The organism is Candidatus Nitrospira neomarina, assembly GCF_032051675.1.
Taxonomy (GTDB): domain Bacteria; phylum Nitrospirota; class Nitrospiria; order Nitrospirales; family UBA8639; genus Nitrospira_E; species Nitrospira_E neomarina.
The window spans coordinates 3,050,191-3,072,926 of the sequence record NZ_CP116968.1; the positions used below are offsets into that span (position 1 = coordinate 3,050,191).

General features: G+C 51.4%; 22 protein-coding genes. 5 read left to right on the forward strand and 17 right to left on the reverse strand.

The features are described 5' to 3' along the window. Positions 1–6 precede the first annotated feature (6 nt). From PQG83_RS13060 to PQG83_RS13075, 4 genes are read right to left on the reverse strand one after another with little or no spacing between them, the layout of a single operon-like run. On the reverse strand, positions 7–1,029 hold the full coding sequence (locus PQG83_RS13060) for an efflux RND transporter periplasmic adaptor subunit (RefSeq protein WP_312741785.1): 1,023 nt from the start codon (positions 1,027–1,029) through the stop codon (positions 7–9). Next, positions 1,030–1,770 (reverse strand): ABC transporter ATP-binding protein, encoded by a 741-nt coding sequence (locus tag PQG83_RS13065; RefSeq protein ID WP_312741787.1) that lies wholly within the window; start codon positions 1,768–1,770, stop codon positions 1,030–1,032. Positions 1,771–1,774: 4 nt separating this feature from the next. Continuing rightward, on the reverse strand, positions 1,775–2,908 hold the full coding sequence (locus tag PQG83_RS13070; RefSeq protein WP_312741789.1) for an ABC transporter permease: 1,134 nt from the start codon (positions 2,906–2,908) through the stop codon (positions 1,775–1,777). Beyond that, a complete protein-coding gene (locus tag PQG83_RS13075) occupies positions 2,905–3,579 on the reverse strand; it encodes a TetR/AcrR family transcriptional regulator (protein ID WP_312741790.1) in 675 nt (224 codons plus the stop codon). The genes PQG83_RS13070 and PQG83_RS13075 overlap by 4 nt, the downstream gene beginning before the upstream one ends. A gap of 409 nt (positions 3,580–3,988) precedes the next feature. Between PQG83_RS13075 and lon the strand changes: the two genes are divergently transcribed. After that, positions 3,989–6,430 carry an endopeptidase La gene (gene lon / locus PQG83_RS13080; RefSeq protein ID WP_312741791.1) on the forward strand — a complete coding sequence of 814 codons (2,442 nt, stop codon included), beginning with the start codon at positions 3,989–3,991 and terminating at the stop codon, positions 6,428–6,430. 65 nt (positions 6,431–6,495) lie between these two features. Here the strand turns inward: lon and PQG83_RS13085 are convergent, their stop codons facing one another. Then, the gene (locus PQG83_RS13085) at positions 6,496–6,948 is read right to left on the reverse strand and encodes a hypothetical protein (protein ID WP_312741792.1); all 453 of its coding nucleotides are present in this window, start codon (positions 6,946–6,948) and stop codon (positions 6,496–6,498) included. An 82-nt stretch (positions 6,949–7,030) separates the two neighbouring features. Here PQG83_RS13085 and PQG83_RS13090 point away from each other — a divergent pair, with 82 nt between their 5' ends. The 3 genes from PQG83_RS13090 to PQG83_RS13100 all read left to right on the forward strand — a co-directional run bounded on the left by PQG83_RS13090 (position 7,031) and on the right by PQG83_RS13100 (position 10,318). Next, positions 7,031–8,464 carry a YjgN family protein gene (locus PQG83_RS13090; RefSeq protein WP_312741793.1) on the forward strand — a complete coding sequence of 478 codons (1,434 nt, stop codon included), beginning with the start codon at positions 7,031–7,033 and terminating at the stop codon, positions 8,462–8,464. A gap of 95 nt (positions 8,465–8,559) precedes the next feature. Then, positions 8,560–9,660, forward strand: coding sequence for a M48 family metallopeptidase (locus PQG83_RS13095; protein ID WP_312741795.1), 1,101 nt, complete (start codon positions 8,560–8,562; stop codon positions 9,658–9,660). A 241-nt stretch (positions 9,661–9,901) separates the two neighbouring features. Further along, positions 9,902–10,318 carry a hypothetical protein gene (locus tag PQG83_RS13100; protein WP_312741797.1) on the forward strand — a complete coding sequence of 139 codons (417 nt, stop codon included), beginning with the start codon at positions 9,902–9,904 and terminating at the stop codon, positions 10,316–10,318. 264 nt (positions 10,319–10,582) lie between these two features. Here PQG83_RS13100 and PQG83_RS13105 read toward each other — a convergent pair whose 3' ends face one another. The 9 genes from PQG83_RS13105 to PQG83_RS13145 all read right to left on the reverse strand — a co-directional run bounded on the left by PQG83_RS13105 (position 10,583) and on the right by PQG83_RS13145 (position 20,920). Then, a complete protein-coding gene (locus tag PQG83_RS13105) occupies positions 10,583–10,873 on the reverse strand; it encodes a hypothetical protein (RefSeq protein ID WP_312741799.1) in 291 nt (96 codons plus the stop codon). Between the two features lie 71 nt (positions 10,874–10,944). After that, on the reverse strand, positions 10,945–11,463 hold the full coding sequence (locus PQG83_RS13110; protein WP_312741801.1) for a CPBP family glutamic-type intramembrane protease: 519 nt from the start codon (positions 11,461–11,463) through the stop codon (positions 10,945–10,947). A gap of 136 nt (positions 11,464–11,599) precedes the next feature. Then, positions 11,600–12,052, reverse strand: coding sequence for a PAS domain-containing protein (locus PQG83_RS13115; RefSeq protein WP_312741803.1), 453 nt, complete (start codon positions 12,050–12,052; stop codon positions 11,600–11,602). 321 nt (positions 12,053–12,373) lie between these two features. Beyond that, the gene (locus tag PQG83_RS13120) at positions 12,374–13,147 is read right to left on the reverse strand and encodes a hypothetical protein (protein WP_312741806.1); all 774 of its coding nucleotides are present in this window, start codon (positions 13,145–13,147) and stop codon (positions 12,374–12,376) included. 655 nt (positions 13,148–13,802) lie between these two features. Beyond that, positions 13,803–14,627 carry a hypothetical protein gene (locus PQG83_RS13125; RefSeq protein WP_312741809.1) on the reverse strand — a complete coding sequence of 275 codons (825 nt, stop codon included), beginning with the start codon at positions 14,625–14,627 and terminating at the stop codon, positions 13,803–13,805. Between the two features lie 514 nt (positions 14,628–15,141). Then, positions 15,142–16,722, reverse strand: a complete 1,581-nt coding sequence (locus PQG83_RS13130; protein ID WP_312741812.1) for a hydantoinase B/oxoprolinase family protein — start codon at positions 16,720–16,722, stop codon at positions 15,142–15,144. Then, on the reverse strand, positions 16,715–18,748 hold the full coding sequence (locus PQG83_RS13135; RefSeq protein WP_312741815.1) for a hydantoinase/oxoprolinase family protein: 2,034 nt from the start codon (positions 18,746–18,748) through the stop codon (positions 16,715–16,717). The genes PQG83_RS13130 and PQG83_RS13135 overlap by 8 nt, the downstream gene beginning before the upstream one ends. A 395-nt stretch (positions 18,749–19,143) precedes the next feature. Then, positions 19,144–20,655, reverse strand: a complete 1,512-nt coding sequence (locus PQG83_RS13140) for an FG-GAP-like repeat-containing protein (protein ID WP_312741818.1) — start codon at positions 20,653–20,655, stop codon at positions 19,144–19,146. 4 nt (positions 20,656–20,659) lie between these two features. After that, positions 20,660–20,920, reverse strand: coding sequence for a hypothetical protein (locus PQG83_RS13145; protein ID WP_312741821.1), 261 nt, complete (start codon positions 20,918–20,920; stop codon positions 20,660–20,662). 120 nt (positions 20,921–21,040) lie between these two features. On the opposite strand from PQG83_RS13145, the gene PQG83_RS13150 reads away from it, so the two are divergent. Continuing rightward, positions 21,041–21,265 carry an FmdB family zinc ribbon protein gene (locus PQG83_RS13150; protein ID WP_312741823.1) on the forward strand — a complete coding sequence of 75 codons (225 nt, stop codon included), beginning with the start codon at positions 21,041–21,043 and terminating at the stop codon, positions 21,263–21,265. 38 nt (positions 21,266–21,303) lie between these two features. Here the strand turns inward: PQG83_RS13150 and PQG83_RS13155 are convergent, their stop codons facing one another. From PQG83_RS13155 to PQG83_RS13165, 3 genes are all read right to left on the reverse strand, one after another. After that, a complete protein-coding gene (locus PQG83_RS13155; protein WP_312741825.1) occupies positions 21,304–21,771 on the reverse strand; it encodes a hypothetical protein in 468 nt (155 codons plus the stop codon). A gap of 389 nt (positions 21,772–22,160) precedes the next feature. Continuing rightward, the gene (locus tag PQG83_RS13160) at positions 22,161–22,376 is read right to left on the reverse strand and encodes a hypothetical protein (protein WP_312741827.1); all 216 of its coding nucleotides are present in this window, start codon (positions 22,374–22,376) and stop codon (positions 22,161–22,163) included. Between the two features lie 42 nt (positions 22,377–22,418). Then, on the reverse strand, positions 22,419–22,613 hold the full coding sequence (locus PQG83_RS13165) for a hypothetical protein (protein WP_312644570.1): 195 nt from the start codon (positions 22,611–22,613) through the stop codon (positions 22,419–22,421). Positions 22,614–22,736 lie beyond the last annotated feature (123 nt).

Here is a 22,736-nt window from a genome sequence, read left to right on the forward strand (position 1 = left end):
TTCTCCTTACGGAGTCTCCCCTGTCTCCGACAACGGACGGGAGGTATCAGATGGCCGGGTTCCGTTCTTAGATCGGTTAGGGTCCTGACTCGAAACCCGTTCAACAGGGCGCTCGATATAGACATCGACTTGTTGGCCGACATAGACCGGGAAGGGAGGCCGTTCAAATCGATAAATCACCTGGAGCACTCTGGTGTCGACCCGCTCTCGATTGTCTCCAGTGAGGGAACGTTTGGGCACAATGTAGGGTTCAATGCGATCGAAGGTAAGAGGAATAGCCTGATCCGTATATCCTTTAAGGTAGGCCACCGCCGGACTTCCCGGCACCACCAGCGGCGCATTGACCTCATCGATATCGGCCCGTACCTGTAAGGTTTCCGTATCCCCTAATATGATGAGCGGCTCGATGGCATTCACCGTGGCATATTCCCCGGCTCGAACATTGACCTGAAGAATCGTCGCCACACGCGGTGCTCGAACCGTGAGACGGTTTAATAATGCTTGCACTTCATCCCGTTCTGTTCTGGCCAAATGGAAATCAGCCCTTGCCCGAATCAACGCCCGCTTGGCACCTTCCGCCTCATGCCATTTCCTCTTCACATCATCTTCACTGACCGCCCGGCGGTCTGTGACCGACTGAAGCCGCTTTAATTGGTCCTGGACATCCCGGAGCCGGATCTGCTGCTCGGCGATCCGCGCCGCTGCAGACGGGAGCGAATCGGTCTTGGTTTGCAGTTGTGCCCGCAACTCCCGATCATCCAACTGAAACAACGGATCTCCCTGTTCAACATGATCCGCCACCGTGACATACACCTTCGTCACCAGACCGGAGACCGGAGGCGCGATTCTGACATTTTCGTTCACAGCCTCAATAATGCCTGCTGCGGCCACCGTGACCGGATACGGATTCTGAGGAGGAGCTTCCATCGGTGGAGGCGGAGCCACTTTCTTATTAGCGCCCCACAAGGTCGCAATCGTCAAAATGATGCCCCCCAACGCGATCCAAAAACTCAAACGCCGCAGTACCATTTAAAGGGGTGTCTCCTGTCCTTCTTGGATCTGATCCACTCGTCCATCTTCCATATGGACAATGCGATCGCCAAATTCAAAAATCCGGGTATCGTGCGTCACAATAATCACCCCCCGATCACGCTGTTTTCCGATATCATGCAATTGCTGCACAATGCGGTGTCCCGTTTCTCCATCCAGGTTCGCCGTCGGTTCGTCACACAGCAGTAACTGGGGATCACTCACCAAAGCCCGGGCAATCGCCACCCGCTGTTGCTCGCCTCCCGATAGTCTGGTTGGCAATGCAGCCAAGCGTTCTCCCATGCCCATGCTCCCGAGAATCTTCTCCGCTTGAGCCAGGGCCTCGTGTTTGGCTACCCCGCGAATCAATAATGGCACTGCGGCATTTTCAACCGCGGTGAGAGTGGGCAAGAGATGATATTGTTGGAAAATAAATCCCAGATGATCTCGGCGAAACTTCGTTTTTTCCGACGCGGACAATTCCAGAATGGATTCGCCCAAAATTCTCACCTCTCCCTCATCGCTTTCTAAAATGCCGGCAATCACCGACAAGAGAGTCGTTTTTCCGCTACCCGAAGGACCCACCAGTAACAAGACTTCCCCGTGGGCGACATGTAAATCAACTCCCTTCAGGACAGGAATCCGCGTCTCTCCTTCCCCAAACGATTTCACCACCCCCCTGGCCTGGACCAGCCAGTGAGCCGAATCATGGTTGAGAGTCGGAGACAGATTTCCACTCACGGCGCTACCCCCGAAACACAATTGCCGGTTCAAGTTTGGCCAACTTTCGAATGCTAATCACACTCGAGACACTACAGATCAACAGGAGCGCCACGGCCACTCCGACGAGAAGAGGCCATGTTTCTTTAAAGGGCAGCCGGTCTCCACCTGCAACGGTCAATCCAAACAGGGTGGCCAATCCCACACCGACGCCATATCCAATGGATCCGACGGTAAAACTTTGCAGGAGGATCATACGCGCCAGCATCCCCGTGCTGGCTCCAATCGCTTTCAGCGCGCCAAACTGCGGAAGGTTCTCAACCGTAAACAGGTAAAAGGTTTGTCCGGAAATCGCCATCCCCACAATAAACCCTAATAACACGGTGGTACCAAAATTCACGCCAATACCGGTGTTTTGGAGAATCCATCGAATCGTTTTCCATCCGAACTGGTCTTCGGTAAATGCTCCCAATCCGGTTTGCTCATGAATTCGCCCGGCCAATTCTTCCGGGCTGATCCCACTCACCGGACTGGCAAGGACATACGACAATTTCCGCCGTTCTTCTGGTGTCACACTCAAGGCTCGTTCGTAGGTGGTGTAGACGAAGGGAAAATTTTGAAAACTTTTTTGTGTCTGCACGATCGCCACGACCCTGACACGGTGATCATTAATTTCAAATGTGGTGCCGAGATGAATGTTTTTGGGCCCACCTAACCGTTCCACCCCTAATTGATCGATCGCGACCGCGTCAGGAGACCGCAGCTCTTCAATGTGGCCTTCCAACACCCTGGCGGGTCGACCGATTAACGTACTGGATTCAATCCCGACTAACGCAATTTGCTCATAGTTCCCATCCCGCAACCTCGCCCGCTGGACGCCCTTATAGAGAGGAACCGCCCACTCGACACCGGAAACACTTCGAACCATGTTCACCGTGGTATCGGCCAGCGGTTTAATCTCTTCGACTTGATTGATATTGGAATCGGTGACCCACACAGGGGCATTCACATTGGTGATGCCCGATTGCGACCAGGTCATTAACCCCCAGAAAATGGACCCCTGCTGAACGATGAGCATCGTGGAAAACGTGAGCCCCGCCAGCAACATGAGGTATTTGGGGCGATCGCCAAACAACATTTTCAGTGCAACGTAATTCATACCTTCCGTGCCGTGCGCGTCCGAGGTTTGTTTGTCCGACCTGACCTGCGTACCGCTCCCTTGGGTGAAGGGAGTTTGAGTCCGTTCATCATGATGTTCACAAAGGTCCGCGAAATGTCTTCGGCAGTCTGAGGAAGTTGGGCCTGAAATAAGACCGTCAACAACCGGTGATAAATCAGCATGCCCATAAAGGCGCGTGCAGCGATGAGGGGCTGAACCGGCTGAAAGGCCTTATCATCTATACGCTGTTGTATGTAGCCGGCCAAAAAATCGTAAAACACCCGGATGTGGTTGTGGAAAAACATATCCGACATCTCATGGTTTTCCAGTGCGCTGAACAAAATCAACCTCATCAAATCGGAATCCGGAGCCCCTCCGACCACCGTCCGGGCAATTACGGAAAACACCTCAACATCCTTTTGTTGCTCAGCGAGACTTCTTACTTTGGAGAGTAATCCCGGCACGGGCGATTCCTCCGCAAGAATGGCCGCATATAAATCTTCTTTACTGGGAAAATGTTTAAAAATAAGGGCTTCGCTGACTCCGGCCTTCTGGGCAATCTCCCGGGTCTTGGTCCCGCTAAACCCTTTTTTGGCAAATAGGGAGGCCGCCGACTGAATGATTTTGGCCTTCCGCACCGGACCGCTTATTCGTTTCGGTGACAATGGCATCTTCTACCTTCCAGTATAGTGAGTATTTACTAACCATGGTAAGATCTCGCAATAAACCTGTCAAGGAATCTGGATCATTTGCAATTTTTTCGGGAACGGGCGAAAATTCGTAAAACTCATCCACCCAATCCAGTTTCATCACCATCATCATGACTTCGGATGCTCTGAGATGTTCAGATGGACACCAGGGAGTTTCCACCTCACATTGTGGGCACGAGAGTTCATCACCAACACAGGTGCAGGTTCAGGTGCACCTTCCGATTTCGCTCATGAATGGCCTTTTGACACTACCCTCATGGCACAACCGGTAGATCGTGCTCATCAATTTGACTCAACGGAAAAGATGCATATCTTGTTGGGGAGAACAGTTATGATGTTGGTATACACCTGAAGGACGGTGAAGATAAAAATGGATACTCCCCCAGCTACCGAAAATACACTTATTGTTTCCCTACCGCTCGTCCCTGTGAAACGAACGGTCTTGTTTCCAGATACCCTCGTTCCCTTCACGATCGGTCGACCCCGCTCGATTGCAGCGGTGGAGGCAGCGATGAATTCGGAGGACAAAGCCTTGGTGTTCGCCACCCAGCGTGACTCAGAAAAGGAGGAACCCGAGTTCGATGACCTGTATGGCATCGGCACGAAAGCCGTCATCAAACAAATGGGCAAAACTCCGGACGGTCATCTTCAGGTTCTCGCCCAAGGAATCGAACGCGTCGTCTTACTGAAAAAGGAACAGGACGAACCCCATATGATCGTTCGCTCCCGGCAACTTGCTCTTGCGCTTGAATCCGACCTTGAACTGGAAGCCTTGCATCGTGAACTTGTTGAACTTATTGGCCAATTACCGGAATTATTGACCACCCAGGGGGTGGTGGAATTGGTAGCCGTGCTTCGAGCCGAGAAAAATCCCCTTTCAGTAGCGTATCGGCTCGTATCCCTCCTCAACCTCAATGTGGAACGATTGCAAGGACTTCTGGAGCAATCCGATGCCAAGGAAGTCCTTCGCCAGGTGTATGGCGCGTTGGCCCATGAACTTCATATCCTCAAAATTCGCCATGAAATCGCGAGCCAGGCCCAGGCCGAAATTGGAAAATCCCAAAGAGAATATTTCCTGCGCCAACAGTTAAAAGAAATTCAACAAGAACTGGGAGAACTGGAGACCCAACCTGAAGATGGCGAGGTAGGGGAATTAAAGGCCCGTATCGAGAAGGCCGACCTTCCCGACATCGTGAGAACTGAAGCCACCAGAGAACTGAAGCGTCTGGTCAAACTGCCTCCTGCCTCCCCGGATCATCAAGTCATTCGGAGCTATCTGGAGTTGGTTCTGGAATTACCGTGGAACACCCTCACAGAAGATCACCTGGATCTGACTCATGTTCGAACGATATTAGATGAAGATCATTACGGCATTCAGGATGTCAAAGAACGCATCCTTGAGCACCTGGCCGTGTTGAAGTTGAATCCTTCTGCGAAGGCTCCCATTCTATGCCTGGTGGGACCTCCGGGGGTGGGGAAAACCAGCTTGGGGCAATCCATTGCCCGCGCCCTGGAAAGAAAGTTTGAACGCCTGAGCTTAGGGGGTCTTCATGACGAAGCCGAATTGCGAGGGCATCGCCGCACATATGTTGGCGCGATGCCAGGCCGTCTGATTCAGGCTCTTCGACGGGCTGGGGCCAAAAATCCGATCCTGATGCTGGACGAGGTCGATAAGGTTGGACAGGATTTCCGGGGAGATCCCGCGTCAGCCTTGTTAGAAATTCTTGACCCGGAACAAAATCATACCTTCCGCGACAATTACTTAGATCTGCCCTTTGACCTCTCTAAAGTGATGTTCATTACCACGGCCAATTCCCTGGACACCATCTCCCGTCCTCTCTTGGATCGGATGGAGACTATCCGTCTGGGAGGCTACAGTCATCAGGAAAAACTTGAAATTGCCAATCGCTATTTGTGGCCTCGTCGCTTAAAGGAAGCCGGCTTGGAGTCCAAACCTTTGACGCTCGAGGAACAGGTGATTCCTCATATCATCAAACGATATACCCGGGAAGCCGGCGTTCGCCAATTGGAACAGATGTTGGGACGGTTAACCCGGAAAGTGGCGCTGAAGCTGGCAGAACATCCGCCGGACCAGCCGGAGGAATCTCTCACGATTACCCAAGTGGACCTTCCGGAATGGTTGGGCATCGAACGATTTATGCCTGAGGAAGCCAGAAAAACATTGCCCCTGGGGGTAGCGACGGGAATGGCCTGGACAGAAACCGGCGGGGATGTCCTCTATGTTGAGAGTGCCCTTCTTCCGGGAGGGAGCGACCTCACCATTACCGGCCACATTGGCGATGTCATGCAGGAATCAGCTCAAGCGGCTCGAAGCTATCTCTGGTCGCGTGCCGAATCGCTGGGCTTGGATATCGCGGTGTTTAAGCAGAGTGGAATGCATATTCATGTGCCGGAGGGCGCCATTCCCAAAGATGGGCCATCCGCCGGTGTGACCATGGCCAGTGCTCTGGCTTCCCTCTTACTGAAAATCCCGGTGAGGAAGGATACGGCGATGACCGGAGAAATTGGGTTAACCGGATTGGTCCTGCCTGTGGGCGGGATTAAAGAAAAGATTCTGGCAGCGCATAGGGTCGGATTGCGCCGCATTGTCCTTCCCAAAGCCAACGAAAAAGATCTGAAAGATGTGCCTGACACGGTACGATCAGAATTGTCCGTTGTTTTCGTGGAAACGATTGAGGAGGCCTTACATGCTGTCCTGCTCAAGACGCCGGACACTCGTGAGAAAGAAAAGAATCCTCTTCACACCCAGCCTGCCGGAAGTGAGCAGCAATCCGTCATTGGCAGTCTCTAGGCTTTGAGGGATGGTCCTTTCTCCGGCCTTGATTCGTCTCTCTGTATGGAAATACCGCGAGGAGGCTACTTCCCACCTGTCAAAAAAGGGGATATCCGTTGCATGGTAAAGGTACTTCCAGGGTCAAGAGGGTTGTGATCCTGGCCAATGCGGGTGTACCACCAACGTCCCTGGGCTATCGACGAATCATCTAACCACTTCAGCTCAAACCTTCCTTCCCGATCATTCCCGGCTTGCATCCATTGGCCCTTCCATACTCCATCCTTTAGTTCTTGGGTTTCAAACCAGCCACCCTCCCACTCATATGGTCCATTTCCCTCTTCATCTAAGGTAATGGTATTGGACCCGGTTTTATCTGCATACTCCCAGATCCCGGCAAGATCTTGAACTTGTTGAGGCGGATGGGAGGGGTCAAGGCCATTCCCTTCCCCTTGAAGAATCTGACGGGAGACATCGGCACAACCCACCGCAGCACAAACATTTATGATGATCAGGAACATTTTGACTATACTCTGCATAAATTTTCCCTCGCCCCCCCGTGACAATTGAGTTGGGGAAGACCTTAGGATTGTATCAGATAGAACCGATAGACCCAGATAGGTGAAACCATGTATCACGGAAGACACCACTGATGAGCACGATCAAGACGGAGGCGTCTGCTCGATGGAATTGAGGCCCGCGTTGATTTGCACAACCTGCGGGTCGGCCAAAAATGGTAGAGAGACCTGTTTGCAATGTGGAGCCGCGCTTCATTCTCCACAAGAGAAATCCGTAAACCACTCCAATGAACCACTACTCTGCACAGATCATGCCTTCATTTCATCAGAGTCTCATAAGCCGTTGACCATTCATAGAACAGACTCATCGGCTGAACGCAGTTCTGATTTGGCCACTTGGGGCCAGGATCAGAGAGACCAAACCCGGGCCCTTCACGAAATACCCCTTTCCGGCCCGGACAAGTCAAACGATTCCGATTTGTTTCCCATCCACCATCCCATTTTTTGGGGCCGTGGCCGAACGCTCTTTGGCATTTTCATTGTCAATACCTTTTTCACATTACTGACACTTGGCCTGTATTCTTTTTGGGGGAGAGTACGTATTCGCCAATTTTTGAGCAGTCAGACCAGCTTTGCCCGCACTCGCTTTTCCTATCATGGAACTCCTCAGGAATTATTGAAGGGATGGTCAAAAGCGTTTTTGGTATTCGGTCTTCCCTATGCTTTCCTCAGTCTCACCCCCCTCATTTGGGATCAGATTCCGATCTGGATTCCCAATGCGCTTGCAGGGATCATGGCCTTGTGCTTCATTCCAGTCGCCGTGGTCGGATCGCATCGTTATCGGTTGAGTCGAACCTCGTTGGGAACGATTCGTTTCTCCTTCCGTGGGCACGTGAAAGATTATACGAAAATATGGGTCCTGGGAAGCGTACTGACCGTGTTGACCCTCGGCATCTATTACCCGTTTTTCGAAAATGCCAGACGAAAATTTCTCGTCGCTCACACCTACTTTGGTAATCGCCCATTCACCTATTCCGGAACGGGAAGCGGGCTCTTGAGGATCTATGTCACATCCCTCGCCTTCAGCATGATCATTATCATTACACTCATCGGGATTAACGCGGGACCTGACGGTCTCACCATCCTCGCCCAATGGCCATCCGAAGGTTGGCGAGACATTTTTTTTAATTCCCTATTCATCACCGGATTGCTCACGCTGCTGCTTCCATGGTTTTACCTGCAAGTAGCCAAGCAACGGTACCAATGGAATCATTCAGATTTTGGAGACGCGCATTTTCATTTTTCTGCCTCCACATGGAATCTCATGGAGTTACGGATGACGAACTTCCTCATGCTTATTCTCACGTTTGGATTAGCCTGGCCGTGGGTCCAGGTCCGAAACCTCCAATTTCTCTATTATCATCTGAACCTGCAAGGACCTTTAGATTTTCAACGCATCGAACAGGAAGCTTTGGATGCGTCCCCCACCGGAGAAGAGCTTGCGGGGTACTTTGACGCTGGTTTTGATTTAGGCTAATTTGGCCATTGTGCAGGTTCGGCCCCGATCCTCCCGGTATTCACCTTTCCATCCATCGACGATCGATGCGTTCCTTAGGCTAAACCAATTCGATCATGGCATACCCCACCAAATGGAAAGGGTCCTATTATGACGGACAATCGGTAGTTCCACAGTATGTGACCATTACCATTTCAGGTGTCGGCCTGATCCTTCACTTTGCTGACCACACAACCACGACATGGAACTATCATGATCTTCGACAAACCCAGGGGCGCTATTCCGGCGAAGAAGTACGATTTGAGCGAGGGACAGGCATTGGCGAAACCCTGGTCATCCCCAGCCCCAAAATTCTGCTGGCGATTCATGAGCATGGCGGATCACACGCCAGTCATTTTCATCATCCCCGCACACGACACACTCGTGTGTATTGGACGGTTCTGGCCGCACTCGCCAGCATCCCCATCGTGTATGGCATTTTTACCTGGGGTATTCCCTCATTGGCTCAGCCAATCACCGCCGCCATTCCGCTTTCCTGGGAAATTCAGTTGGGCCAATATGTCCAACAGGAAGTCACAGACGGGAAACCGGTTTGCGACAACCCGAAACTGATCCACGCGGTCGACTCCATAATGACGTCTCTGACCAGATCCACTGACCACCTTCCCTATCAATTTCAGGTGACCGTGGTGGATAGCCCCCTCGTCAACGCCATGGCTGCCCCGGGCGGATATGTCATGGTCTTCCGCGGTCTCTTACAAGACACCGCTTCGCCCGAAGAACTCGCAGGAGTGTTAGCTCATGAAATTCAACACGTTCTGCTTCGACACACCATGCACCTTATCGTGCGGCATGTGTCGATGGCTTTCGTCATCGCCGCCCTTAGCGGGGATGCCAGCGGCATGGTGGCCTATGCACTCCAAGCCGCCCAAACTCTTCAGACCCTGTCCTACAGCCGTGAGGCGGAAGACCAAGCCGATGAACAGGGATTCCGGTTATTACAACGGTCGGGAATTAATCCCGAGGGGATGGTCACCTTTTTCGCTAAACTTGGGAAAGAACAACCTGCAAACGACGTCCTTCGTTATCTTTCGACCCATCCAGCGACCCAAGACCGCCTGGCACACCTGAAGTCCTTGCTGCCACCAGCCTCCGTGACCTATCGAGCCTTCCCGTTTCACGCTGAGTGGTCCGAGATCAATACATACTGCAATTGACTCCATAGGGCCCCTTTTTAACGCCCTTCGACTCATGGGAACGCTGTTGGGGGGGATGTTCAACTCCCCTTTTTGGAATTCTGACCCATTGCTCTCTAGCCCTGGAGGCTTCATAATATACCCATTCGAGACATACCGGAATGTATGGTGTCTTTGCCTGGACCACAACTCCAAATACACTCACACCCCGTCTGTCTAGTCCGAGGCTCTTATCATCAATACACAACAAGGGGTGGGTCACATGGGAACCGAAATTACACGCTATGCCATTGGAGATTTTGGAAAGTTGCATAAATTTACCGGAAAGACTGTCCCGGCAGGCACCGAGGCCCTGGTGGAAGAAGACGGCACAAGCTTAACGGCGAAGGGGAAAACCTATACCGCTCGGTTTTCGGATATTCTTCCGAACGTGGAAATCATTCGCGTGCAATTCGATCAATACAGCTCGAACCACATCGGATTCGCCATGGAGGCCCACGACAGAACCCTGACCAAAATCCCGGAAATGCTGGAAAGCACAAAAATCATTTCTGAAAAACTCAGACATGATTGGATGGCGCAAGACAAAGCTTATCAGGATACCGAAAAAGCCAAAAAGGTAGTGCCTGCTGCAGCAAAAGTCGCAGCGCCTGCGAAAGAAGCGATTGCGGCAACCTAATCAACCTCTCCTAATTACAGAACATTCCAGGGCTAAAAAAGGGCCCCGTTCACTTCAGGGTCATCACCATAGTTCCCCCTCTGCCAAAAAAGCAGAGGGGGAAACGCTTCAATATTTTTCAATCCTCGAACTAAAGAGATCCCGATGAGGGCCGGGCAAAGCCGGTGGCACCCTGCAGGACCTTGATAACAAGGCTGGAGAAGAGCTGGCAATAGTCATGGCGGGAACCATCAGACTTTGATGCAGTCTGCTCGAATGTAGAAACTATTTCTTTCGAAACGAAATATGGTCTTTATACTCCTGAATCGCCGCGCCCAACGCCTTCGATCCTAAGGGAATATTGGCCTCCAGCGCATTTTCAACCGCTTCATCATCAATGATCACTTCATAACATTCGTGTTGATTGGTGAGCACCATGCCCTTCTCCGTTTGCCGGGGCATATAGATTTCCGTCCACACTTCCTTTTCCACCAAACACACATCCCGAAACCGTTCATACAACAGCTGCAACCGTTCTTGATCAGAAATTACGAGCGGATTATTTTCCATAGCCATTCCTCTCCCTTCACATAAACAACAATGGTCCTTTTTCTACTCCGCTCTCATCAAACTCGTCAAGTGGGTGGCTATCTTCCAAAAACGGATACCCAAGGATCGCGGCCAAGAACCCAGAGATAAAAAAACGTGCCCAGCCAGCCATGATAGAGTCCCAGCGGCCAAAGATTTCGATCACGGGTATAGAACAGGATAAAAAAGCAGGCCATAAGGCCGGTGGCTAACGTCAGCCACCAGTCGGGGACATGGACCAGGGCAAACAGAATCACCCCAACGGGGATGGCCAGCCACAGGCCATGCTGAGGAAATATTTTTATAAGATTATCGACACCCAGCGCCTGCACAAGAAACTGTTGGAGAATTCCCCATACAGGATATAGGAACAACAGCAACAGCATGTGGCTTTGCCAGAGATCTCGACCGGCCACTATGCCATACCAGGCCATGGCTAATCCCGACCCGGCAAATAATACCGATGGCCACATAAAGGCTTGTCGAAGATTGTCGGTGCGAAATCCCCACTTTTTCCACCTCGTCGGATCTTGCCGAACCTGCCAGACGACATAGCTCATCCAACTGATGCCCGCCAAGGCTATAAATAGTCCCTTTGCATCAAAACTCTTGAATACAAGATGCAGCAGCCCTGTCAGGACAACCGCAGAGAATTCCCACCCATTGCCGGCCCGATCATCGGGAGAAATTTTCAGAAGATTTTTCCCACACGAATTACATGGTATAAGTCGAGGAGTTTTTCAGAAAGGACAAGGAGGAATCCTGCGGGGAAACCGAGATGACGGGACAACCATCCAGGTAATGATCTGTTACGAAACCCAATGCCTCAGCCTCATAAGGAAATAACCGGACCACCGCGACAACAGTCTTTCCCAGGGTGGGGAAAACCAATTGAACATCTTGCGGCCGTTGGGTTTTCAACGTTTTGATCAGAGCCTTTTTCAAAATTCTTGCTGAGTCTTTAGGTAAGACCTCATTGATGGTCCGTCCAAGAAGATGCTCTCCACCTAAAAGGTGTTGGCAGGGAACAGGGAAAAAACAATCCTGATAGATCCCATTTTTATCCCAGCGAAAGATTTTATGGGGAATAAACGAGATATGATCCCCTGAAAAAATCCTGCTCAGAAATTCTTCCCACATAGCCTTCGACCACCGTTCCCTGGACATCGAACCCTCCCTGGTTTCTATCCATTTCCCCTATCATAGCGATGATTCTCCCACCAATGTATTTCAGTGCTCTTTAGCTCTTTCTAAAGAGTAAATAAGAGTTTCTATCCCATGCACAACTAGTGAAATCCCTAGTTTTCCGGGAAAAAATTCCTAGGATTCTTATAATGTATTAAAAATGGAACAATTAATACAATTACCCTTTCTCTTTGAATGAAACGTAGGCAGTCCTCTTCGTATACCGAGAAGGAGGTGGTCCAGGCCTTTCAGGGCTCCTGACCAGGAATGCAGGGCTGCTTGCATGGGAAACCTCCTTGGAAATTACTGAGGAGGGAGTCCAGGATCCTCCGGTTCTCCGGAGCCGCTCATGACCGTTCCGATCAGTGGCTGGTCATGACAGGATTCTGCAACCTCCATTTGGCAATACATGGCCTGAGGATCAGCTTCATTCCATGTCCCACCGTTGTTAAAACAATCCAATTTTTCAATACAGGTGTTTACCTGGTCTTCCTGGCCGGAAACCGCACAGGACGAATTGCAGAATGCAAAGATGGGTTCAATAGAGGTACCCGTGCAGTCGCTCCCACCTCCACTCATCAAGCAATTCAGCGCTGCGGCGGTCAATTGGCGACCGAGCTGAAGTTTCGAAGCCCCCCCTGGGGAAACGCATAACGCTTCGAGAACGGGAGGAATTTGGTCAGGGCCATTGGGGTCGACGGAAATTATTTGGCCACAAATATCAATTCCCTCATATCCGATAGGGAAATTATTCAACAAAGTAATGTCATTCTTCTTCGCATCTCGACAGGCTTTCGGACTTCCCGCCTGACCTGGCGGTTCGAAATTACAAATTACTGTGCCATCCAGTTCATAGGTACACTTGTCCGTCGCCGTTTGATCATAGGAATTGACGGTAGACAGCCAGGCTCGGATCACTTCTTCAGAAATGTTCGTACTACCGGATTTCTCCTCGCCTGCATGAGTGCCCCAAAATCCGGCCGTTCGGCAAATCTCTTGTGCATTCACCTGGCTGACAACACTCCCCATTCCCATACTAAAAACAAGACAACCCGCACACAATATCGTGGCTCTCATTGTTAAACCCTCCTGAGAAAAATGTGAGTGTTTCCTAGGTGAGAATTGTGAAGTTCCCCAACCTGATGAGATTCCCATGAAATCCTCCAACCAAAGTCCCTCAAAAATGGCATGGAGTGAAAAACCTCATTCCATGCGTTCTTGGGAATGTTGAATGCTGTGAAGATCGTTGACTACAAGATTTTGGGGGACCCTGAGAACAATGCCATTTGCATTATCGGCCCATGGGAGGACAACTTTACCCAGGCAGGAGCACTAGCGGGAAATTGAGGGAAAGTGTTCTAGCAATATTCCATAGGTTGCATAGCCATGAGCTCTCTTGCCTGCAACTTTTATCAAACTAAAAAATTGAATGGATATTGGTAAAACAAGAAGGGACAATGAGCGTTTGAACCCTAATAGACCATGAAGTAGTAGAACCAAATAGGAGTCAATATAGGGATAAAGAATCGTGAGGGCACCTGCCAATATTGGAAGGGAAATAACGTAGTTGTACGAACCCACTTCATGACATTCACCTATATCGTCAGCGCAACCCCCTCATATTGTCCTTCAACCGATCCTTATCAAAGGGATCTTTTCTCATAATTTATTGACAAACATTCGACATTCGCCAAGCAGATCAGAGTCAAAATTCCACATATGCGAGGCAAAATTACGGCACGATGCATGGCACAACTCCTTTTATATTCGTCCCATTCAAGTGAACATTTCGCAATCGCGCTTTTGCCAGGCATTTCCACTTATCGTTTGAATCCTTTCGACCTTCGAGCCGAATACGATAGTGATGGTCTTCCTTCAAATCAGGAATGACATAAAAATTGTTTTCAAATTTTCGAATTTTTTGGTTCACGTCACACGCGTTGGTAAAGGTGTCGCCCCAATCCTTCCAGCATATTTTCCATTTATCATATTTATCCGGCTGCACACTCCAGGTCACTTTGATGTTGCAAGTGCCTTTGTCAAAATCACAGGAATGTCCACCCTCAAATCCGTCAGGACCTGTCGTCAGCCAAACTGACCCCCCAATGCTTTTTTCATCATGCGGAGGTTCGTAGGGCTCGCTTTCCCCCTCCTGCTGGGGAAGGCCGGCGGGACAATCCGGGTCGGCAGAGCAAGCGTTCAAGTTACAATAGCCATCCGCCCCACAAGGCGGTGGCCCATCAACAGAATCAAGCGCCACAAGCCGTATCGAGACATCACTCCCATGATCTACTCGTGAATAGTTGAATGGAGTGGAAGACAGACGCCACTGAACCTTAGCGTTATTTTCAGACGAAAAAAACTCGGCGTCCTGATTCTTAGCCCCTCCAATCAATACTCCTGTTTGCCCGGCCTCTTGAATGGGTATCCCCTGATTACTATCAGACTGGCCATACACACCAAGTGGGACGCAGAGCACTGCAGCCCATACAACGATGGTATGAGTTCGACGTCTTGCATGTTTCATCATCATGGACCTCCCGGTGAAATTTTTCATGACTGCCTCCTTTCTGCATTGCAGAACATCCTTATGGGGGGTGAATGAGGATGTTGCTCTGAGTTTCCAAACGGTGTCTGGATGATAGGGGGTTCCCGGGTCACCCCACGCACCGTTTTCTGTCGGTAACTGTGAGATTTGGTCATCGTCCAGGATATTGTCATACGCCACTGCGGTAATCCCGGGAGTTGTAAGGCTAAGCTTCATTTTTTTCTGTGCCATTGTACAGCAACAGCAAAAGCCATTCCGCACGCTGACGACTAATCGGCAAAGACCCTAACTCCACAAAACTTATTGTACTGTTAAGACAACGGAACGGTGAAAAGAGTATTGAAAGGCAAGGATGGGAGGATTTTGATAGGTCCTGAGATACGATTTGTATCTATTCGGATACGAGATTGTTGATTTTTTCCGTAAGGGCTTTTGTCCGGGAGTTTGACGAAGAAAGACGCAGTCTCATGCCTGAGGTCTCTATCCTGAAGTCTTCCATAATTGTAGGATCATTTTTCCCCAACTAACCGAGATTCTGGTTGGTTCCATATCCACCGCCGCCGGGGGTTTCAATGGTGAGTTGATCGCCCGCTTCAACGGGGAATGAACATTTTCCCCCGACATCTTTTTCGATTCCGTTTTGCCTCAAGCTGTTGCGCCCGGATTCACCTGGTGCGCCCCCTTCCAATCCATACGAATTGGTGATCCGGCGGTCGGACAACAGCGTGACCTCGGCAGACTGAAGAAATTCGTAGGTCCGGACAATTCCGTCTCCGCCCTGATGCTGACCGCTTCCTCCGGACTTCTCCCGCAACGCATAGCGAGCAATTCGAAACGGATAGGCATATTCAACAGCTTCCACCGGCGTGTTCAGGGTATTAGTCATGTGTGAGTGGCGGCCGCTCGCCCCATCACATTCAGGACCCGCACCCATACCACCGCCGATGGTTTCGTAATAGGCAAAGGGCCGGTTGTGTCGTTGATCCCATCCACCGATGGTGAGATTATTCATCGTGCCCTGACTGGCCGCCGGAATGCGATCGGGACAGGCTTGCGCCAACGCGCCAAGCAGGACATCCACGATTCGCTGGGAGGTTTCCACATTTCCAGCCGCAACCGCCGCCGGACGCCGGGCATTCACCAACGTGCCTTCCGGTGCAATAACGTGAACCGGCCGCAAACATCCGCTATTGGCAGGGATATCCAAACCCAACACACATCGGAAGACATAGGCCACTGCGGACAACGTGACCGGATAGACTGCATTGATACTACCAGGCCGTTGTGTATCAGTTCCCGAAAAATCAACAGTGACCTGTTCATCCTGGATCGTAATGGCGACACGAATGACAGCAGGTTCTTCAGTGAATCCATCGTTATCCAGAGCATCTTCAAAACGGTAGCAGCCATTAGGCAACATGCTGATTAGCTGGCGCGTCATGCGTTCGCTGTAACGAAGCAGGGCATCCATTTCCAGGAGCAGCGGTTGCACGCCAAACCGTTCAGCCATCGCTCGCATCCGTTCCCCTCCAATCTGATTCGCGGCCAGTTGAGCCTGGAGGTCACCCATGCGTTCCTCCGGAGTACGGACATTCGCCAATAACATCCGCCAGATGTCCTCATTTTTTTTATCCCCCACCATGAGTTTCACCGGTGGGATAATGAGTCCTTCTTGAAAAATTTCCTGTGACAACGGCATCGACCCTGCCGACATTCCCCCAATGTCGGCATGGTGCGCACGATTGGCGACCAACCCCAAGAGAGTGGGAGGAGAGGTGTCTTTCACAAAAATGGGGGACACCACGGTGAGATCGGGAAGATGTGTGCCCCCGCGATAGGGATCATTGACCATGGCCACATCGCCGGGCGCCAGCGTCAAGGATTCAAGGCAGGCTTGCACCGATAAGGGCATAGCTCCAAGATGAACCGGGATATGGGCCGCTTGCGCCACCAGATTTCCCGATGCATCAAACACCGCACAGGAAAAATCACAGCGTTCTTTGATGTTTGGCGAGAAGGCGGCCCTCTGCAGGCGAGCGCCCATTTCCTCGGCCACGGACACCAATCGGTGCTTCATCATTTCAGTGCGAATGGGATCATCCATCGGTGGCTCCAACCTTTATGAGAATATTCGAATACGTATCAATCGCGGCGTGATCCGTAGGGCCAAGATAGACTGTGGTATCATCCAGAACCAGAATGGCCGGTCCATGGATTTCATGTCCCGGACACAGGCGGGCTCCCCAATAATGCGGGACCGGTTGCATCCCTTGGGGCAAGACCACCGGACGATCTTCCCATTGCGCGGCAGTCGGATCCGCTGACCCTGACGGCCTGGTGGGAATGGTGGGCGGCCTCACATGGCCGACTGCCCGGACGCGGACATTCACGATTTCGATTGGAGTCTCTGTCTGACTATAGCCATAGCGCGCACAATGAATCCGATGGAATTCCTCGCGGAACATTGAGGTCAGCGGCACCGCTAAGTCGAAGGATTGACCGACATAACGGACATCGACCGTTCGAGAGAGAACCCATTGGTCGGGATCCACCCCCTCCCGATGTAAGTCCTTTTGTCCCTGATCAATCAACGGTTGCGTACACTGCTCAAGCATCTCACTCGGCGTGTCTCCCGGCAGCATCACCGTCTGGACATAATCCAATTGCACCTCCGCTGCCAACATGCCCAGAGCAGAGAGCGCGGCGGCCATTGGCGACACCAACACGTGTGGAATACCCAGTGCTCTGGCCAGATCGCAGGCATGTAATCCGCCGGCCCCACCGAATGCCACCAGGACAGTTTCCCTGGGATCTTCTCCCCGCTCCACCGAAATAACACGCAGGGCGCGCTCCATATGAACATTGGCAATTTGGATCATACCCAAGGCCAAGGTCTGCCGGACATCCAAACCGGAACGAGGGGCCAACACCATCTCCCGGCTCAGTTCATCAAACGCCTGTTGCGCCGACTCGACATTCAATCTCATCCGGCCACCTAAAAACCCATCGGTCGGCAATCGCCCTAACATCACATGAGCATCCGTGACCGTTGGGATGGTCCCGCCCCGCCCATAACACACCGGACCCGGTTGCGCTCCGGCACTTTGAGGTCCCACACGAAGATTGCCGCCCGCATCGACGGTGGCCAGTGAGCCACCTCCGGCACCGACCGTATGTATATCGATGACTGGCACACGGATGGGATTCCCCCCGACTTTTGCTTCGGACGTGACATGAATCGTCTCATGAACCAACGCCACGTCCGTGGACGTCCCGCCCATATCATACGTCAGAATCCGGGTGAAGCCCGCCAACCCTGCCAGGTATCGCGCGCCCACCACACCTCCGGCCGGACCAGACAGAATGGAACGGACGCCATGCCCTCGCGCTTGAGCGACCGAAATTCGGCCCCCGTTCGATTGCACAATATGAAACTCGGTCGGTTTGATCTCCCGTTCTAACCGGCTCAAATAGGCATCGAGAACCGGAGACACATAGGCGTTTACCACCGTCGTACTGGTTCGTTCATATTCCCGAAATTCCGGTAGGATTTCGGAGGAACCCGTCACAAAGAATCCTTCCTCACGCAATCGCTTTGTCACCCATTGCTCATGAGCAGGATTCACAAAAGAAAACAGAAACGATACGGCCACCGACTGAATCGCCTCATGCCGTAACATTTTAAGAATTGGGACGAGGTCTTGGTCCTGAAGAGGCGTCAGAATGTTCCCTTCACAATCCACCCGCTCCGAGATTTCAAATGACCATTCGCGCGGGACTAAGGGCGGAGAAATGACAGGAAACAGGTCGTACAATTCAGGACGGTTTTGCCGTCCAATCAGCAGGACATCGCGAAAGCCTTTTGTCGTAATGAGAGCCGTCCGCGCCCCTTTGCGCTCCAGAATGGCATTGGTGGCGACGGTGGAACCATGCACAATATGGCGACCGGGATGGTGAGGAAGTTGGGCTAACCCTTGCAGGACCGCTTCCGCAGGGTCGGCCGGGGTCGAAAGAATTTTAAATCGCTGGAGAGAGTGATCCGAGGAGGAATAAATGACAAAGTCGGTAAAGGTCCCTCCGATATCTATCCCCACCCATACATTTTGACTGGATTGACCGGGAATCGACATCAAACACACTCTTCTTCAGGGAAGTATTGAAAACAAATGGGTCACCTTTCAGGACGGGACGGCCATGCGTTCTCGCCGCCTGACCGTGCTCACGTACTCCTCCCTACGCTCCGCCCGTCCAAAACGGCCGCGGTCTTTATTTCGAGAAGCCTCAGGACGGGACTGGACGGGCCTTTTTGAATACTCAATTATTTCTTCTGATGAGTCTTGGGTATTCATATGCTGATAAAACAGCAAGGGGTTGAAATATGTAACAGACCATTCAAGGAATGGAAAGAGAGCATACCGGATTATGGGAAAGGTTTGAAGCGCAAACATCACATGGCGTGATGGGAAGGGAGGGTAAAAGGGGCTGGTTCAGCTATACCTTTATTTATTCCAACGAACGCGGCTGCTTAACTTTTCACCAGGCCTTTTAACACCACACGTCGTGGACTACCGCTGGCATTATCGTGAATCGTGAGCATGGCATGGTGGGTTCCCGGTTCGTGTGGAGCGAATCCGACCTGGAGCGTGCACGAATCGCCCGTATACAAGGTCACATCCGCGCAGGTGTTATCCACAACTGAAAAGGCATCCGCTTCATTGCCGGTAATCTTCACCTCCACAATTTTGAGCAGTCCCAATCCGATGTTGGAGACCCGTATCATGTGATGAGAGGATGAAGGATTCGCCTCCCGGCCCGACTCCAATTCAAAGACCATGGCATCCGTGCTCAGGCTTGGGAGGGGGATAGCCCCATCTCCGCTAAGCAGGACCGACACGCCATCGACATTCGTGCTGGCCGTGGCCAGATCGGGGAATCGATCTTGATCAAAATCCTCCACGACCACTGCTGAAGGCGTGGCTCCGACACCAAAATGGCCCGCCGAGGTAAACAGTCCGGCTCCATTTCCCAATAAAATCGACAAACTATTGGAATCACGATTGACCACAACCATGTCCATCTCTTGATCTCCGTCGAAATCACGAAACACCACTCCCACCGGCGCAAAACCCACCTTTATGGGATCCAATTCGGTAAACGATCCCCCCTCGCGCTGGAGCAGAATGCGTACGGTATCCGAAAAGAGACTGGTCACAGCGAGGTCCACCAATCCATTATGGTTGATGTCGGCCCCCTGAATCGCGCTTAAGGTGAAGCCCGGCTTGAGTTCCTTCTCAAGGACAAACTTCCCATTACCGGTATTCTTTAGCATGGAAACCAGCCCGTTCGGGGACCGCCAACTCGGCTGACTCCATGTCACCGCAAGGTCGGGCTTTCCATCACCGGTCAGATCCTCGACCAGCACCCCGGTCGGAAACATACCGTCCCGTCCGTCCTGTTCATAGGTCACAGGGGTCAACAGTCCGCCCTTCCCATCGTTCAAGAGCACCGAGAGATCAAAAGGGGGGTAATACCCAAATCGTCCGCTATTGATCGCCACCACATCACTCCACCCATCCCCGTTTACATCCCGAACCGCTAGAAAGGTTGTCCCTTTGCCTGCCCCCTGGCTGGCTAACTTCTTAAACAGGCCGGTGCCCTCACCTTTCAGCACAACCACCTGATCAGCTCCGCTCAAGGCCAGAACCAGATCAAGGAGGCCGTCACCATCCATATCGGCGGCAACGACCGCCAGGGGAATTTTCCCGACTCCAAAGGACACAGCCGATCGAAAGGTGCCATTGCCGTTGCCTAATAGCACTGAGATATCGTCGGATGTGCCGTTAACCGTCGCGATATCCGATAATCCGTCCCCATTGAAATCTCCTGCGGTAATGGCTTGCGGAGCGCGCCCAACCGGATTACTCGGCGTGGGGGAATAGGTGAGATTCTGCGCATATGCGGAGAGAGGCCATCCGGTTATACACGCCCAGGCGATACCGCAAATCACAGATCGTTTGGCGAAGAACCAGAACATCATGGCGTTAATTCAATGAAGAATCGGTATAGGTTTTTTCTAAGACAATTTCAATTTCGTCCGTAGCGGACTTTCCTCGATTACGAAAACGGGCCACCCAGTCGGGATACTGTTCCAATGTGCGAAATATACTTTTCACAATAGCAGGCTTCACCGTTTCTTCCCAATGTGCGAGCCATGCCCTCTCATCCTCCTCGCCCTCATATTCATCCGGGAAGTTGGCCTCCAGGGAAAACCTTAGGTTAAACGACTCCTCCTCTTGATACATCTTTTTCTCCTTCTCCATCATGACCGGAGGCCACTCCCTTTCGCGAACCTCCATTGTCCTCATCTCACATGATTGCCTATACTAGATGTACCATTTCATTCAAAAGGAGGTCCAGAACCCATGCCGATTTTCGCTTATAGATGTCAGGAATGTTCGCATCAATTTGAGATGCTTGTCCATGGCTCAACCATCCCGCAATGTCCGGAATGTCAGGCCGATAGACTTGAAAAACAGTTGACGGGATTTGCGGTAGGGGGAACAGGCAGTGGAATGAACATTGTTGATCCGGGCAGTTGCGGATCCTGCGGAGATCCCCGTGGACCAGGCGCCTGCTCGATGAATTAGGAGGTCCGGAAGCCTATCTTAGGTAGCAGATGACAGTCTCATTTCACCGAATCAGGCTCTCTGCCATTGATATGTTCATTACCATTTAGGCCATCTTCTTCAGGATCAATCCAAATCTTTTCGGGAAAACCTAACGAGTCTTCACCCACACCATAGAAAAGTGCCTGGGCCGAAAGGATGTAGGTTACCCATCCAATCGTGCCATCCCCTTCAACAATTCGATAGTGCATATCCGAGGCTTCAGGAAGGGATTCCTGTAGTCCAGGAATCACCATCAACACTCGATGCACACTGACATGCGGAGAGCTCTCCTGCTCCGTTTCAGGATACCGAATGGCCATCATTCCATTGGGAAGGAGGGTATTCTGGGTGAAAGTCGTAACCTGAAAGGCTGAAGGATTGAGAAAAGAATCACACGACAATGTTGCAGAGGGGGAAGAAATCAGGAAGATGGGTGAGAACCCAAAGACTGCAAAGATCAGTGGACCAGCTCTGAAGCCTCCCATTGGACACCTCCTGCTCGGGAATCTTCACGACAGCTTTTAACCCTCATCTTCTTATCGGTCACATCTGCACAGGAATGAAGGAAACGAACAAAGAAAGTACGTTCACGACCTGGAAAGTGCTGAAAAAGCGAATGGTTTGAACTATTGGATGGGATGGGCCGTCATTGTGGCGGCACAAAAAGTTCAGTGGATTTTGCGGTCTTTGTCTCAAACTGCCTGCGCACGTGATCTCATGAGAACATCATCATGATGCCTCAAGGCAAATGCGGCCTTTCCGATTGGATTAGGAGGGAAAAACGAACCCGCGAAAATCGGGAGGCTGGATAGAAGTCCCGGTCGTATGGGGAGAAAGAACCGGTTCAGCAGGCCCGGTCAAGAGGTGCCCCGGGCTATTCCGAACTGCCCAGCATATCGTCGATGAGGGGACGATTTAAATCCTCACAGCCTGGACAAATAATATCAAAGAATGTTTCATGATCTGCCACATAGTTTTTTTCATCCACTAATTTTTCTTCATGAATACTGTCATAACAAGCAGAACACAACATCATGTGGCCGCGCATGACCGAAACTGTTTTTCTCCCATAGCTACGTGGTAACTCCATTGGTTCCTCCATGCATATGGTGGGCATAACTGCCACCGAACATTATGACCATCCTCGTTGTTGAGCCAGCAAAAAGTCTTCCTGTTCCAGATCAATGCCACACGCAGGGCATTCATAGGGCTGATCCTCAGGTGGAATGCCGACCGGCGTGTCCTGGACCTTTCCCTGACAAACATGATAGAAATTTCCTCGGGCATTTTCATCATCTAAGATATCGGACTCATACTTTAAAATCATCTTACACTCCTTCACGTTACCGTTATGGCTTCTCAAGTTATAACAAGGCATCGATTTCCCGGGCAATCCCTATTCCGCTCAATCCATTCCCGAATTCAGCCATCCCACCTTCACGCAGCCCTT

Excerpts from the sequence above, each read along its gene's own strand:
- PQG83_RS13060 (WP_312741785.1), bottom strand. The coding sequence starts at position 1,029 with ATGGTACTGCGGCGTTTGAGTTTTTGGATCGCGTTGGGGGGCATCATT.
- PQG83_RS13070 (WP_312741789.1), bottom strand. The coding sequence starts at position 2,908 with ATGAATTACGTTGCACTGAAAATGTTGTTTGGCGATCGCCCCAAATAC.
- PQG83_RS13075 (WP_312741790.1), bottom strand. The coding sequence starts at position 3,579 with ATGCCATTGTCACCGAAACGAATAAGCGGTCCGGTGCGGAAGGCCAAA.
- lon (WP_312741791.1), top strand. The coding sequence starts at position 3,989 with ATGGATACTCCCCCAGCTACCGAAAATACACTTATTGTTTCCCTACCG.
- PQG83_RS13085 (WP_312741792.1), bottom strand. The coding sequence starts at position 6,948 with ATGCAGAGTATAGTCAAAATGTTCCTGATCATCATAAATGTTTGTGCT.
- PQG83_RS13095 (WP_312741795.1), top strand. The coding sequence starts at position 8,560 with ATGGCATACCCCACCAAATGGAAAGGGTCCTATTATGACGGACAATCG.
- PQG83_RS13100 (WP_312741797.1), top strand. The coding sequence starts at position 9,902 with ATGGGAACCGAAATTACACGCTATGCCATTGGAGATTTTGGAAAGTTG.
- PQG83_RS13105 (WP_312741799.1), bottom strand. The coding sequence starts at position 10,873 with ATGGCTATGGAAAATAATCCGCTCGTAATTTCTGATCAAGAACGGTTG.
- PQG83_RS13115 (WP_312741803.1), bottom strand. The coding sequence starts at position 12,052 with ATGTCCAGGGAACGGTGGTCGAAGGCTATGTGGGAAGAATTTCTGAGC.
- PQG83_RS13120 (WP_312741806.1), bottom strand. The coding sequence starts at position 13,147 with ATGAGAGCCACGATATTGTGTGCGGGTTGTCTTGTTTTTAGTATGGGA.
- PQG83_RS13125 (WP_312741809.1), bottom strand. The coding sequence starts at position 14,627 with ATGAAAAATTTCACCGGGAGGTCCATGATGATGAAACATGCAAGACGT.
- PQG83_RS13130 (WP_312741812.1), bottom strand. The coding sequence starts at position 16,722 with ATGGATGATCCCATTCGCACTGAAATGATGAAGCACCGATTGGTGTCC.
- PQG83_RS13135 (WP_312741815.1), bottom strand. The coding sequence starts at position 18,748 with ATGTCGATTCCCGGTCAATCCAGTCAAAATGTATGGGTGGGGATAGAT.
- PQG83_RS13140 (WP_312741818.1), bottom strand. The coding sequence starts at position 20,655 with ATGATGTTCTGGTTCTTCGCCAAACGATCTGTGATTTGCGGTATCGCC.
- PQG83_RS13145 (WP_312741821.1), bottom strand. The coding sequence starts at position 20,920 with ATGTATCAAGAGGAGGAGTCGTTTAACCTAAGGTTTTCCCTGGAGGCC.
- PQG83_RS13150 (WP_312741823.1), top strand. The coding sequence starts at position 21,041 with ATGCCGATTTTCGCTTATAGATGTCAGGAATGTTCGCATCAATTTGAG.
- PQG83_RS13155 (WP_312741825.1), bottom strand. The coding sequence starts at position 21,771 with ATGGGAGGCTTCAGAGCTGGTCCACTGATCTTTGCAGTCTTTGGGTTC.
- PQG83_RS13160 (WP_312741827.1), bottom strand. The coding sequence starts at position 22,376 with ATGGAGTTACCACGTAGCTATGGGAGAAAAACAGTTTCGGTCATGCGC.
- PQG83_RS13165 (WP_312644570.1), bottom strand. The coding sequence starts at position 22,613 with ATGATTTTAAAGTATGAGTCCGATATCTTAGATGATGAAAATGCCCGA.